The 13,674-nt window shown below is 62.4% G+C and carries 14 protein-coding genes; 9 read left to right on the forward strand and 5 right to left on the reverse strand.

The window, feature by feature from the left end; translation table 11 throughout:
* The first annotated feature begins 16 nt into the window (after nt 1–16).
* From QTL94_RS00675 to QTL94_RS00700, 6 genes are all read left to right on the forward strand, one after another.
* Nucleotides 17–1,678: an alpha/beta hydrolase gene (locus tag QTL94_RS00675; protein WP_289800255.1), complete on the forward strand. Its 1,662-nt coding sequence runs from the start codon at nt 17–19 to the stop codon at nt 1,676–1,678.
* Nucleotides 1,679–2,116: 438 nt separating this feature from the next.
* A complete protein-coding gene (locus QTL94_RS00680) occupies nt 2,117–2,353 on the forward strand; it encodes a hypothetical protein (protein WP_065693981.1) in 237 nt (78 codons plus the stop codon).
* Nucleotides 2,354–2,540: 187 nt separating this feature from the next.
* A complete protein-coding gene (locus tag QTL94_RS00685; protein ID WP_289800256.1) occupies nt 2,541–3,947 on the forward strand; it encodes a pyridoxal phosphate-dependent decarboxylase family protein in 1,407 nt (468 codons plus the stop codon).
* Nucleotides 3,948–4,139: 192 nt separating this feature from the next.
* Nucleotides 4,140–5,429 (forward strand): extensin-like domain-containing protein, encoded by a 1,290-nt coding sequence (locus QTL94_RS00690; RefSeq protein WP_289800257.1) that lies wholly within the window; start codon nt 4,140–4,142, stop codon nt 5,427–5,429.
* Between the two features lie 372 nt (nt 5,430–5,801).
* Nucleotides 5,802–6,728: an ABC transporter ATP-binding protein gene (locus QTL94_RS00695; protein ID WP_289800258.1), complete on the forward strand. Its 927-nt coding sequence runs from the start codon at nt 5,802–5,804 to the stop codon at nt 6,726–6,728.
* On the forward strand, nt 6,725–7,486 hold the full coding sequence (locus QTL94_RS00700; protein ID WP_289800259.1) for an ABC transporter permease: 762 nt from the start codon (nt 6,725–6,727) through the stop codon (nt 7,484–7,486). The genes QTL94_RS00695 and QTL94_RS00700 overlap by 4 nt, the downstream gene beginning before the upstream one ends.
* 1 nt (nt 7,487) lies before the next feature.
* Here QTL94_RS00700 and QTL94_RS00705 read toward each other — a convergent pair whose 3' ends face one another.
* Complete coding sequence (locus QTL94_RS00705) at nt 7,488–8,276, reverse strand: COG4705 family protein (RefSeq protein ID WP_289800260.1); 789 nt, start codon at nt 8,274–8,276, stop codon at nt 7,488–7,490.
* 20 nt (nt 8,277–8,296) lie between these two features.
* The gene (locus tag QTL94_RS00710; protein WP_065693975.1) at nt 8,297–8,560 is read right to left on the reverse strand and encodes a hypothetical protein; all 264 of its coding nucleotides are present in this window, start codon (nt 8,558–8,560) and stop codon (nt 8,297–8,299) included.
* 175 nt (nt 8,561–8,735) lie between these two features.
* Between QTL94_RS00710 and QTL94_RS00715 the strand changes: the two genes are divergently transcribed.
* Both QTL94_RS00715 and QTL94_RS00720 read left to right on the forward strand, forming a co-directional pair.
* A complete protein-coding gene (locus QTL94_RS00715; protein WP_289800261.1) occupies nt 8,736–9,413 on the forward strand; it encodes a winged helix-turn-helix domain-containing protein in 678 nt (225 codons plus the stop codon).
* Nucleotides 9,400–10,761: a HAMP domain-containing sensor histidine kinase gene (locus tag QTL94_RS00720; RefSeq protein WP_289800262.1), complete on the forward strand. Its 1,362-nt coding sequence runs from the start codon at nt 9,400–9,402 to the stop codon at nt 10,759–10,761. Before QTL94_RS00715 ends, QTL94_RS00720 begins: the two co-directional genes overlap by 14 nt.
* 3 nt (nt 10,762–10,764) lie before the next feature.
* On the opposite strand, the gene QTL94_RS00725 is transcribed toward QTL94_RS00720, so the two are convergent.
* The 3 genes from QTL94_RS00725 to QTL94_RS00735 are packed head-to-tail and all read right to left on the reverse strand — an operon-like array spanning nt 10,765 to nt 12,481.
* On the reverse strand, nt 10,765–11,466 hold the full coding sequence (locus QTL94_RS00725; protein WP_065693972.1) for a TIGR02281 family clan AA aspartic protease: 702 nt from the start codon (nt 11,464–11,466) through the stop codon (nt 10,765–10,767).
* Nucleotides 11,463–11,678 carry a DUF1289 domain-containing protein gene (locus QTL94_RS00730; protein ID WP_065693971.1) on the reverse strand — a complete coding sequence of 72 codons (216 nt, stop codon included), beginning with the start codon at nt 11,676–11,678 and terminating at the stop codon, nt 11,463–11,465. The genes QTL94_RS00725 and QTL94_RS00730 overlap by 4 nt, the downstream gene beginning before the upstream one ends.
* Before the next feature lie 20 nt (nt 11,679–11,698).
* Nucleotides 11,699–12,481, reverse strand: coding sequence for an adenosylcobinamide-GDP ribazoletransferase (locus tag QTL94_RS00735; RefSeq protein WP_289800263.1), 783 nt, complete (start codon nt 12,479–12,481; stop codon nt 11,699–11,701).
* Between the two features lie 137 nt (nt 12,482–12,618).
* Between QTL94_RS00735 and cobT the strand changes: the two genes are divergently transcribed.
* The gene (cobT, locus tag QTL94_RS00740) at nt 12,619–13,635 is read left to right on the forward strand and encodes a nicotinate-nucleotide--dimethylbenzimidazole phosphoribosyltransferase (RefSeq protein ID WP_289800264.1); all 1,017 of its coding nucleotides are present in this window, start codon (nt 12,619–12,621) and stop codon (nt 13,633–13,635) included.
* Nucleotides 13,636–13,674 lie beyond the last annotated feature (39 nt).

Here is a 13,674-nt window from a genome sequence, read left to right on the forward strand (position 1 = left end):
TTGAGGGGAGAATGGCATGCGGCGCCTGCTTTCGAATCTGATTGCCTCCCTATCGGTGGTCGGTCTGGTGTTGGGGTTTGCATTTTTTGCGGCCTCGCTGACGCCCAGCCTGATGCCACGGTCGTTTCTCGTGCAGGGGGCGTTGTCGGGGCTTGCTGGTGCTGTCGGCTATATGTTCGGCGTCGCGCTCGTGTGGTTGTGGGGCTATCTGGAGCTTCCGGCAGCGCGCACGGTACCGGTGGCGCTAAGGGCCGCTGTCTATGTCTGCGGCGTGATCGTGTCGGTGATCTTCCTCTGGCAGGCGGCTGGCTGGCAGAACTCGATCCGTGATCTCTGGCATATGGAACGCGTGGACAGCGCCGATCCCTTCAAGCTCGTGGCGGTCGCGGCTCTGGTGTTTCTCGCGGCCGTGTTTCTCGGGCGGCTCTTCCGGTACACGGTGCTGCGGATCTCCGGCTGGTTGGCGCGCTTCATTCCCCGGCGGGTGTCCAATGTCATCGGGGCAGCGATTGCGATCTTCCTCTTCTGGTCGATCGTCGAAGGCGTTTTGCTTCGCACGGCGCTGCACCTGGCGGATTCTTCCTTTCAGAAGATCGATGCGATGCTGGAAGACGACGTTCCTGCGCCGGCCGATCCCGGCAAGACCGGCAGTACGGCATCGCCGATTAGCTGGACCGGGCTCGGACGGCAGGGCCGTCATTTCATTGCCTCGGGTCCGACCGCAGCGACGATCGGTTCCTTCTGGAAGGAACAGGCGCGCGACCCGATCCGCGTCTATGTGGGCCTGAACAATGCCGATACCATTGAGGCGCGGGCAAAGCTCGCGCTGCAGGAACTGAAGCGGCAGGGCGCCTTCGACCGGTCGCTACTGGTCATTATCGTGCCCACCGGTACGGGATGGGTCGACCCGGCCGCGATGGATACGGTCGAATATCTGCATCACGGCGATATCGCGAGCGTGGCCATGCAGTATTCCTATCTGACGAGCTGGCTGTCGCTGCTCGTCGAGCCGGAGTACGGGGCTGAATCGGCCAAGGCGCTCTTTCGCGAAGTCTACGGCTACTGGACCACACTGCCTCGCGACAAGCGCCCGAAACTCTACCTGCACGGGCTGAGCCTGGGAGCGCTGAACTCGCAGATCTCGGCTGACATATTCGATATCGTCGCCGATCCCTTCCAGGGCGCGCTCTGGAGCGGCCCTCCCTTCGAGAGCGTGACATGGCAGGCGGTGACGGCGGCGCGCGACCCGCAGTCGCCGGCATGGCTGCCGAAGTTTAGGGACAGTTCGATCATTCGCTTCACCAACCAGAACAACGCGCTCGACATTCCCGGTGCGACGTGGGGACCGATCCGTATCGTTTACCTGCAATATGCGAGCGATGCGGTGACCTTTTTCGACGAGAAGGCATTCTATCGCGAGCCGGAGTGGATGCGGCGGCCGCGCGGCCCCGATGTGACGCCGAGCCTCAGATGGTTCCCGGCGCTGACCATGCTGCAGCTGCTGTTCGACATGGCGATCGCCACGACATCACCGATGGGGTACGGCCATGTCTACGCGCCACAGCACTATATCGACGGCTGGGTTGCCGTTACGGCCCCCCAGGTCGAGCCCGCCCGGATCGATGATCTGAAGCGATATTTCGAGGCGCAATCCGCCTCGATCGAGGGGCATGACTGATTTTGGCCCGGATATTGCGTCCGTAAATGGGAATATGCTGTGGGTTAACCATATTCCTTATGTTTTCGTTTAGGGTCCCGTTGCAGTTTGCGCATCAGTGGCTGGGAAACCACATCTTTGAGGCTCGAACAATGACCTATAGCGGCTTGCTTCTTTCTGCCATCGTGGCCGGCCTGATCACAATTCTTGCGATCGGCAGTCGTCCTGCGACCGAGGCGGCATCCAACTGGCCACAGATGGAACTTAATAAAACCGACCGGATCATGACGGGTAGCCTTCCGCCTCGATAAGGGCTCGTCGGCCGCGTGAGTGCGCCGCGCAGCGATCACTGCGCGTCGAAATACAAGAAATGGCCTGCATGAACTGAGATGGCGGCGCAAGGCCGCGTTAAGAGTGCACCACGTATGCGAGTGAGATAGTCAAGGCAGTAGTATCATCATGAATAGCTTGAATCCTCGTTACGACGTCATTTGCGATCCACTCGATACCTGGACGGTCTGGGACAATCACACCGAAGAACCGGCGACCTTTGGCGGTCAGGTGCTCTTCGGCTTGACCGAGGGCTATGCCGTCGAAGTGGCAAAGATCATGAACGAGCTCTATGGCAAGGCCGACCGGAGCGTGATCGCCAAGGGTGCTACGCCCGCGGTTTCCGGCTTGCGCCACGTCAGCTGACGCCGCCGGCCAGTTCTTCGCAGCAGCTCGCCTGAGGCTTCCTTCCGCCCCTGTGGCTTCCTACACTTATTGTCCAGCTGGCGCTGAATCGCTGTTGCGGCTATCCTTCAGTTCTTCAAGCATTCGCAGTCCGACATCAGGTGCGCGAGGCGTCGGTTAGCCCGGCTTCGCCGGGGAGGCAGATGCCGTGGGTACGAAGGATCTTTTTTCGCGAGCCGCCGATCACGCTGCCCGGTTTCGGGAGCCGATCGGCAATCTGCCGCACAGGCCGACGCTGGACTATTCCGCCGCGGTCGCGGCCTTCAGTGAAGATGTTCCTCCAGCACCAACGGCGATGGTCGAGGTCCTGGACGATCTTGTCGCCAGGGCCGAGCCCGGCCTTCATCGGATGACGGGGCCGCGCTTCTTCGGCTGGGTGATCGGGGGCTCCCATCCCATGGGCGTCGCCGCCGATTTTCTGACGAGCGCGTGGGGCCAGAACGCCGGCAACCACACGGCAACTCCCTCCGCCGCGGCGGTCGAGGGCATTGCTGCGCGGTGGCTGCTCGATATCCTTGGCCTGCCTGCGCAGAGCTCTGTCGGTTTCGTGACCGGCGCGACGCTCGCCAATTTCACCTGCCTTGCCGCCGCTCGCGGTGAGGTGCTGCGTCGGGCGAACTGGGACGTCGACGCGCACGGACTGTTCGGCGCGCCGCCGATCACGGTCCTCATTGGTGACGACGCGCATACGACCGTGTTTTCCGCATTGCAGTTTCTGGGGCTCGGTCATGACAGGGTCGTCAGACTGCCGACTGACGACCACGGTCGCATCGCCGTTTCTGCCTTTTCGCAGGCGATCGCCGCCGTCCAGGGGCCATGCATCGTCATCCTTCAGGCCGGGCAGATCAATACCGGCGCTTTCGATGACTTCTCGGTCCTCATTCCGCTGGCGCATTCCGCCGGTGCCTGGGTGCATGTCGATGGCGCCTTCGGTCTGTGGGCGCAGTCATGCGCCAAACGCCGTCATGTGACGGCCGACGTTGCGCTCGCGGACAGCTGGGCCACCGACGGCCACAAGTGGCTGCAGACGCCCTACGACTGCGGCTACGCGATCGTGCGCAACGAACTCGCCCACCGCCGCGCCATGACCATTGCCGCGAGCTACCTGCCTCTGGCGGCCGAAGGCGAGCGGGATCCCTCGCATTATGTGCCCGAGCTGTCGCGGCGTGCGCGCGGTTTTGCGACGTGGGCCATGATCAAGCATCTCGGTCGCACCGGCATCGAAGCCATGGTCGACCGCTCCTGCGACGCGGCAAGTGAGCTGGCCCAGAAGCTGGCAAGGGAGCCGGGTGTGGTCATCGCCAACGACGTGGTGCTGAACCAGATCGTTGTGCGGTTCGAGGATGAGCGCTGGCCGGGGCAGGGCGACGAGTTGACGACACGGACGATCGCGGCAATCCAGCGTGACGGCCGGATCTTTGCCGGCGGCGCGACCTGGCGTGGCACGCAGGTCATGCGCCTGTCTGTCACCAATTTTCAGACGGATACGGCCGAGGTGGCGCTCGCCGCCGAGGCGATTATCGATGCCTATCGATCGGCGAAAATCGGCGCCTAGTCAGAGGTTGGTCTGCTGCATCGACGAGCCTGTCGCGGCGGCTGAACGTGGCTCTTTCGGGAGCCCGGGGCGGGCCTGCGATTTCTCGACCGTGGATCGCGAGGGCTTCGAGGTAAGCTTTCGTTCACCGTTTTTTACTAAATTTCAATTGAACTTCTTTGATGACTGCCGTTCTGCGGAAGCGATTTTGGTATGGCGTTTGTTTCCATTCTGCGGCGTTATGTGCTGCCTGTGCTGCTATCGACTGCACTGACGACGTGCTCGACGGATGGGCTCATTCCGCCCGGCGAAGTGGATCATGGCACGAAGGTCAGCTCCATTTCGCCACCCAAGCGCTATGCCGCGCCGGTCTCCGCCCAGCCAGTCGAAACCCGGCAGGCCTATCCCGTCTCCAGCCAGCCGGTGAGTGGTACCCAGCAATCGATCGACTATCTGGATACGCCGAACCTCGCAGGGACCGGACATTCGGCACGCACCGGTCAACCAGGCGGGCTCCCGCGTATGGACAGCGATCAGGCCGCCGCTGGCGCGCGGGGCGCGGCCGGGCAGCTTCAGGGGCAACCGCAGAACTGGGGTGGCACCCAGGCACTTGCCGTGCCCGAGGGCGGCGTCAACATGGATGCCGAACTCGGCGCCGAGCCGGTGACCGGCTTGGCGCAGGAAGAACAGCAGCAGATCGCCGAAGGACAATCCGACCAGCCTGTCGTCGATGGCATCGGCACGGACAATCCGACTCAGCTCAATCGCGCGCGCGTCGCGCAGCCTGCGAGCGAGGCTGTTGTGAGCGAGTCTCGCGTCTGGAGTGATGGCAGGCCCGTTGTGGCTCCGTCGCGCGTGCCGGAGGAAAATGAGACGCAGGTTGCCATGCTGCGTCCCAGCAATCCGATGATGAGCCGACCTGCTCCCGTCGATCCCGGCGTCATGCCGGCGTCCGAGTTGGCGTGTCGCCGTGAGCTGAAGCGAATGGGCGTCGTCTATACCGACAAGCCGCCGATTTCGCAGGGGCCGGCCTGCCAGGTGCCATATCCCATCTCGCTGCAGGGGCTTTCCGGCAATATCGGGGTCAGGCCCGCCGTTGTCCTGAATTGCCAGGTGACACTTGCCTTTGCCAAGTGGGTGAAGAACGAACTCGCGCCGTCGGCACGCTTTCGCTACTGGTCCGGCATCAAGACCATCGAGCCTCTTGGCGGCTACAGCTGCCGGCGCATGAACAACAGCCGGCAGAAATACAATCCGATGTCCGAGCATGCGCACGGCAATGCGATCGACGTGGGCAAGTTCGTGCTGAAAAGCGGCCATGAGATCGACGTGCGCAAGAAGGGGCTGTTCTCCTTCCGCGAAGGGCGCCTGTTGCAGGCGGTTCGCAGCGACAGCTGCCGGTACTTCAACACTGTTCTCGGCCCCGGCAGCAATCCGGAGCACTGGAACCACTTCCATTTCGACCTGAGATCGCGCCAGAGCGGCAAGGTCTATTGCGACTGATCTCTCCCGAGACCTAACAAAAGCGCCGGCGCGAAGGCCGGCGAGGCACATGCGACCGGGTGCTGGCCAGCTTCCGGCGCCTTGATAATGCGCGGATGCCGCGCTGCTTTGCCTTGGGGCCGCAGACGAGGTGCAACGAGATCACCTGCACGGCTCCCCAAGGGGTGCGGCGGGAGGGAGCGTGGCGTCGGCCCGCCGATGTTATGCCTTGGAAATGTCACCGCCTGATGACGTGGCGCCAAGCTGTGCTCTTTTTCGCGGATGCCCGTTTTCGAGGAAATGAATGCTCTGTTCACAGCCGGCGGGATGTCAAACGTCTCCAAAGCGGCTATATAGCGGCACAAAACGCCCGCGAATTTGCACGAGCCCTGAATGGCCCCCATCATTTCGATCCGCAATCTCACCAAAACCTATGCCAATGGTTTCCAGGCGCTGAAGGGCATCGATCTCGATGTCGAGAAAGGCGAGATCCTGGCGCTGCTTGGACCCAACGGCGCCGGCAAGACGACGATGATCTCGATCGTCTGCGGTATTGCCAATCCGAGCGGAGGGCAGGTGATGGTCGGGGGCCACGACGTGGTCAGGGACTTCCGTGCAACCCGATCGATGATCGGCCTCGTTCCGCAGGAGTTGACGACCGACCAGTTCGAAACGGTCTGGAACACAGTGAGCTTTTCGCGTGGCCTGCACGGCAAGAAGCCGAACCCGGCCCACATCGAGAAGGTCCTTCGCGACCTGTCACTCTGGGACAAGAAGGACAACATGCTGCGCCAGCTTTCGGGCGGCATGAAGCGGCGCGTGCTGATCGCCAAGGCGCTGTCGCATGAACCGGACATCCTGTTTCTTGATGAGCCGACGGCGGGCGTCGACGTCGCGTTGCGCAAGGACATGTGGCAGGTCGTCGAGAAGCTCCGGCAGGCCGGCGTTACGATCATCCTGACGACGCATTATATCGAAGAGGCCGAGGAGATTGCCGATCGCGTCGGCGTGATCAATGGCGGTCAACTGCTGCTGGTCGAGGAAAAGAAGGCGCTGATGGCCAAGCTCGGCCGCAAGCAGCTGATCCTGGAGTTGACCAAACCACTCGAGGCGCTGCCGGAGAGCTTCGTCGGGAACGGGCTCTCGCTGGCCGCCGACGGCAACCGGCTGATCTACGAGTTCGACGCCCAGAACGAGCAGGAGAGCATCGCGTCGCTGCTGACGCGGCTTGGCCAAGAGGACATCCACTTCAAGGATCTGTCGACGCAGCAGAGTTCGCTGGAAGATATCTTCGTGGCGCTCGTGGGAGGAGCGAAATGAACTTCGAGGCCATCAAGTCCATCTATTTCTTCGAGATGGCGCGCACGCGCCGCACACTGCTGCAAAGTGTCGTCTCGCCGGTCATTTCGACATCGCTCTATTTCATCGTGTTCGGCGCTGCCGTCGGTTCGCGTATCCAGGAGGTCGATGGCGTTCCCTACGGCGCCTTCATTACGCCAGGGCTGATCATGCTGACCCTGCTTGGCCAGTGCATCAGCAACGGTTCCTTCGGCATCTATTTCCCGAAATTCACCGGGACGATCTACGAGGTGCTGTCCGCGCCGGTCGCCATGACCGAGATCCTGCTTGGCTATGTCGGGGCGGCGGCGACGAAGGGGCTGATGATCGGCGTCATCATCCTGCTGACGGCCAACATCTTCGTGGACGTGAGGATCGAGCATCCATTCATGATGGCGCTGTTCTTCCTGCTCACGGCGATCACCTTCAGCCTTTTCGGCTTCATGATCGGCATCTGGGCCGCGAACTTCGAGCAGTTGAACCTGATCCCGATGCTGGTCGTCCCGCCGCTGACGTTCCTTGGCGGCAGCTTCTATTCGATCAACATGCTGCCGCCCTTCTGGCAGGCGGTCAGCCATTTCAATCCGGTGCTCTATCTCGTGAGCGGCTTTCGCTGGAGCTTCTTCGGGATCGCCGACGTCAATCCGCTGGTCAGCCTCGGCATGATCACCTTCTTTCTGGCGATCTGCCTCGGCACGCTCGGCTGGATCTTCAGAACCGGTTACCGGCTGAGGAACTAGCCTATTTCGTGCCGGCGATTTCTCCATCGTCCATGGAGCCGCCGTTGAGCGTCATGTAGATGACGATGACAACGATGGCGCCCAGGAACAGGAGGCTGGTGTAGATCGTGCCAAATCCGAGCCCGCCATACTCCAGCGGCTGGGCCAGGAGATCGCCGAAGGACGCTCCGAGCGGTCGGGTGAAGATGTAGGCGAGCCAGAAGGCGAGGATGCCGTTGATCCTGCCTGCGAAGTAGCCGAGCGCAATGATGCCGACGACAAGGACGAAGAGTGCAGCGGTCGCGAGATAGCCGACATCAAGCGTTTCGGCGATCCAGTCGCCCGCGGCAGTTCCGAGCGCGAAGGTGAACAGGATTGCCAGCCAATAGAAGGTTTCGCGCCGGTCGGTGTAGATCGTGTGGATGGAGAGCGTTCCCTCAAGCCGGTGCCAGATCAGGAACGTCAGGATCAGGGCGACGGTGAAGACGATGGTTGTGACTTCGAGCGGGACGCCGAAATTGTCGACGAGATTGTCGGTCACCAGCGTGCCGACGATACTGATCAGGACGACTGCCAGCCAATAGACCCAGGGGATATAGCGCTTGCGTGTGAACTGAAGGGTGATGGCGACCACAAGTACGGCGGTCATGATCACTGATGTCACGGTCAGGCCCAGGCCGAGATTGACGGCCAGGTAGTCGGCTGCCGTTTCGCCCATGGTCACGGCCATCAGCTTGATCAGCCAGAAATCAAAGGTCGCCTCGGGCACGCGGTTTGCACGCGCACCGAACGGAAAGACAGGTCGTGTCATTCGCTCTACTCCAGCGCTTGTCACTTGCCCATGATCTTCATGGCGTCTGCAAGAAACTTGTCGGAGCGGGTGTCATCATCGGCATTGCAGCGTTCGATGGCCTTGGTTTCGAGCGCTTCCACCGCCTTTGCGTCGGCATCGTTGAGTTTGGCCGAGGCCTTGGTGGCACGCATTTCCTTCAGCATGTCTTCGCAGGGGGCGGCAGCGTGCGCAGGGAGGGCAACGACAATGAAGCCCAATGCCACGACTGAGCTCAGAATTCCGGCGGCAACGATGGTTCGCATGATCTACTCCTTGGACTGACCTGGCACTGTTGGCCATGTCAGACAGGTTAGAGGCATGACCATACGCTGGCTTTGCTGGAAACATACCGTTTCGTAAGGTTGCGGCCCGGCGCTGGCGTCTTCGCGAAAATCAGCTAACGTGAAATTGCCAGGCGAGCGGAGCGAACGGTAGCGAATGCGGATACTGTTGGTCGAGGACGACCGAAAGACGACCGACTATGTGGCGAAGGGCTTCGCGGAGGCGGGCCATGTCTGCGACGTCGTTCATGACGGTCGCGACGGCCTTTTTCAGGCGAGCCGCGAAGCCTACGACGTGGTTGTCGTCGACCGGATGCTGCCGGGGCTCGACGGCCTGTCGCTGGTACGTGCGCTGCGCGCCGCGCGGGTCGGCATTCCGGCATTGTTCCTGACCTCGATCGGCGGCGTCGATGATCGTGTCGACGGGCTGGAGGCTGGTGGCGACGACTATCTGGTCAAGCCTTTCGCCTTTTCCGAGCTTCTCGCCCGCGCAAACGCGCTGGCGCGCCGGCCGCCCGTGCAGGAGCAGAAGACGGTGCTGCGGGTTGCCGACCTGGAACTCGATCTCATCCGCAGGCAGGCGACGCGTGCAGGACAGCCCATTGAACTGCAACCGCGGGAATTCACGCTGCTCGAGGTCCTGATGCGGGGCGAGGGGCGGGTGTTGACACGTACCATGCTGCTCGAGCGGGTGTGGGATTTCCACTTCGATCCGAAGACGAGCGTGGTGGAGACACATATCAGCCGGCTCAGGGCGAAGGTTGATAAGCCCTTTGATATCCAGTTGCTGCACACGGTCAGAAACACCGGCTACAGCCTGCATGCCCCGCGCTAATCTTCTTCGCAGCACGCCGTTCCGGCTCGCTCTGACATTCGGCCTGCTGTTCATCGCCGCATTCTTCGTCGCCGGGGTCATCACCTATCGGACACTGGAACGCGGGTTGACGCGGCAGCTCGATGAGTCCGTCAACGCGACCTATCTTGCGGTTGCCTCGACCTTCTCGCAGAACGACGCCGAAGACCTGATTGCTGCGGTCAATACCTATGCCAGCCTGCATGGAGCAGGCCGCGGGGTGTTTTCCCTGGCGGATGCGAGTGGCAAGCGCCTTGCGGGCAACTTGGCGCCGCCTGCGCTGTCGGAAGGACTGTGGGACGTCGATTCCGACGATCTTGGCCTTCCCGGCAACAAGAAGTATCGCGCGCGGGTGGGCATCGTCGGCGGCAATCGACTTGTCGTCGGTCAGAGTTTCAGTGAGAGGGATCGCCTCGCCAATATACTGCTGATCAGCCTGGGATGGAGCGCCGGGCTGATCGTCGTCATCGCGTTCGCTGGTGCGATGTTTGTCGCCGCGCGGGCTCAAGGTCGACTTGATGCCGTCGCGCGGACGATGGAGGACGTGTCGAACGGGCAGCTGGCCACGCGGATTCGCCTGAAGGGAAATGGCGACGATATCGACCGTGTTTCCGAACACATCAACCACGCGCTCGACCGTCTTTCAGGCCTGGTGGACGGGATGAGGCAGGTGAGCGCCGACATCGCGCACGAGCTCAAAACGCCGCTCAATCGCTTGAAGATGACGCTGGAGGATGCGGCGGACAAGGACGAGCGAGGGCAGCCGGTCGCAAGCCTGCTCGCGGAGGCGCGCGCCGAAAGCGACCAGATCAATGCCACCTTCGAGGCGCTGCTCAGGATATCGCAACTCGAGGCCGGCACGCGCAGGACGCGGTTTCAGCCGGTCGACCTCGTCGATGTTATGTCCTCGGTGGCGGAGATCTATGCGGATGTTGCGGAGGACGAGGGGCATAGCCTTCAATTCTCCGGCCCGGACGCCAGGAGCGCCATGGTCATGGGCGATCGCGAGCTCCTGACGCAACTGTTCGTCAACCTGATCGAGAATGCCATCAACCACTGTCCACCGGGGACGGCCATACAGCTCGGGCTCGAGATCGAAGGCGGCGCGGCGCTGGCAACGGTGACCGATAGCGGACCGGGCATCCCCGCGCACGAGCGGGAAAAGGTCTTCCGTCGGCTCTACAGGCTCGACAAGAGCCGGACGACTCCTGGCAGCGGATTGGGGCTCAGCCTTGTCAGGGCGATCTCCGACCTGCATTTCGCGGAGTTGTCGCTGGAAGACAACCGGCCCGGCGTCCGGGTCGCATTGCTCCTGCCGCTGTCGGACTAAGGCCTAGTCCCGGAGCCGCAACTCGTCCGTCTGCATCTGGAGCGAGCCCAGCGTCTCGAGGAAGCTCATGCCGAGCAGGCTTTGGTCGAGTTTTCCGTCTTCGGCGACGCTGGCCGCAACATTGTTGCGAACGATCGGGCCGATCGCGACTTCGGAGAGGGTGACGGGCGCGGCGCGTGCGCGTCCGTTCGCGGTCATGACGCTCATGGAATAATCTAGGTTCTCGGGAATGATACCGACGCGTTCGGCGTCCTCGCGGGAGAGGGCGACCATGCTGGCACCCGTATCGACGAGCATCGATATCCGCTGGCCGTTGACGGAGACTACCGCCTCGAAGTGGCCGTTCAGGAGCTTGTGAAGAATGACCTCTTCACCACCCTCGCTTGTCGTGACCACGAAGGCGCGGCCGGGGATGAGCCCAGCAAGCAGGCGATTGCCGACGCCAAGGGTTTCCTGGCGGTAGACGTAGGCCGTCGCAAGACCGAGGATGAGGACAAGCCATATCAGCAGGTTGCGCATCGTCTCGCCGAGGCTGATCCGACGCGCCCATATTCCGGCGGCCAGCATCAGGGCAATCGGCAGCAGGTAGACGACACGGCCGAAGTCGTCTGTTCGCATGCCGAACAGGCGATTGTCGTCATTGCTGAAGAGCAGGAGCGCCAAGCCAAATCCGAGGACACCGAGAGCGACGGTCAAGCGCGTCATGCAGTCTGCTCCGCGTTCAAGTTCCCTTGCCTGCTGCCCCCGGCAAAGGTCTGCTGCGCCGGGAGGCGGGTGGGCAGGATGAGCATCAGCCGGTTGCGCTCGTCATCCGACAATGTGATCCAGTCTCCGATTTCCTGGAGGGTCCGACCGCAGCCGACACAGAGGCCGATGGCCTGATCGATAGAGCATACGTTGATGCATGGTGTCCGCATAATCAGACTATATCGATGTTTCACAAAGACATGGCAATAGCGCAGAGTGCCGCGATCTCGGAAATCTGTGCGGTGGCGCCAAGCGTGTCCCCGGTGTGGCCGTGGAGGCGTTTGCGAACGAAAACCGAAAAGGCAACGGTGGACAAGCCTGCAGCGAGCAGGCAGGTGACCAGCGGCAGCAGCCCCAGGCTCGGCCAGATGAGGATGGCGCCGAGCAGGCAGCCGGAGACGAGTGCCGTGTGCATGGTGCCTTCGCCCGGCTGGCCGGCCGCTGCAGCGACGCCGTCGGGCTTGGCCGGCGGCAATCGATGCCAATGCCAGACGAGTGCACCTCGGCTGACGCCGGCGACGGCCAACACTCCCAAAGCTGCGGCGAGTGGCGGGGCGGCGCGCGCGATTGCCGCGATAGCGGCGGCACGGATGGCGAAGGAGAGGATCAACGAGATCGCGCCATAGGTGCCGATGCGGCTGTCCTTCATGATCGATAGGCTATGATCCCGATCTCGGCCACCACCGATCCCGTCAGCGCTGTCTGCGAGCCCGTCTTCATGCAGGGCGCCGGTCACGATCGCCTGTACGCCAAGCGCGACGAGGGCCGACATCAGGCGGTCGGCACGCAACCCCAGCATCACCAGAAACACCAGTGCCGGCAGCAGGCCGATGATCAAGCCGGCCAGCGGAAACGCACGGGCGACGCGGCTGAGCCTGCCGTCGAAACCTGAAAAGACGGATTGGGGTACTGGAAAGCGGCTGAGGAACGAGACGGCGCGGGCAACGTCTGTGACATAGTTTCCAATGCTCATTCTGCGCTTGCCCCGCGACCATTTGCAACGCTTTTGCAGTTGTTCGCCTGCGTCGCTGCCTTTAAGAGAGTGGCGACGAAAGAAGCTGATTTGCAGCCAAAAGACAAGTTTACAGACAAGACAAGGAAGCCGCATTCATGAGCGTTTCAGGCCTGCCATTCGATGATTTCCGGGCGCTTCTGCGAGATCTGCCGGGCCCGGATGCCGCGGCACTGGTTGCCGCGCGCGAGCGCGACGCGCAGCTGACGAAGCCTCCGGGTGCGCTCGGACGGCTTGAGGAAATCGCTTTCTGGCTGGCAGCCTGGACCGGTCGCACGCCGGCTGTCAACCGGCCTCTGGTCGCGATCTTCGCTGGCAACCATGGCGTTGTTCGCCAGGGGATCACGCCGTTTCCGCCTTCGGTGACGCAGCAGATGGTCGAGAATTTCGCCGCCGGTGGCGCCGCGATCAACCAGATCTGTGTGGCCAATGATCTTGGTCTGAAGGTTTTCGACCTCGCTCTCGACTATCCGACCGGGGACATCACAGAGGAAGCAGCCCTGTCGGAGCGCGACTGCGCGGCGACGATGGCATTCGGCATGGAGGCGATCGCTGGCGGCACGGACCTGCTCTGCATCGGCGAGATGGGGATCGGCAACACCACGATTGCCGCAGCGATCAACTACGCCCTCTACGGCGGCTCGGCCCGCGACTGGGTTGGACCGGGCACCGGATCGGAAGGCGAGATGCTGGAGCGCAAGATCGCGGCTGTCGAAAAGGCGGTTGCCCTGCACAGCGATCATCTCGACGATCCGCTGGAAATCATGCGCCGGCTCGGCGGTCGCGAAATCGCGGCGATGGCCGGGGCCATCCTTGCCGCACGCGTCGAGCGGATCCCGGTGCTGATCGACGGTTATGTCGCGACCGCCGCGGCCGCGATCCTGAAGGCGGCCAATCCGTCGGCGCTCGATCATTGCCTTATCGGCCATGTTTCGGGTGAGCCGGGGCATCTGCGGGCAATCGAGATGCTGGGCAAGACCCCGCTTCTGGCGCTGGGCATGCGGCTGGGTGAGGGCACTGGGGCAGCGCTCGCCGCCGGTATCGTCAAGGCAGCGGCGGCCTGCCACTCGGGCATGGCGACATTTGCACAGGCAGGTGTTACGAATAAGCACTGACCTTCAGGTTCGTGACAGGTTTATGACAGAGTTCTTGCG

This window comes from Rhizobium sp. S96, assembly GCF_030382195.1.
In the GTDB taxonomy this organism is placed as follows: Bacteria; Pseudomonadota; Alphaproteobacteria; order Rhizobiales; family Rhizobiaceae; genus Rhizobium.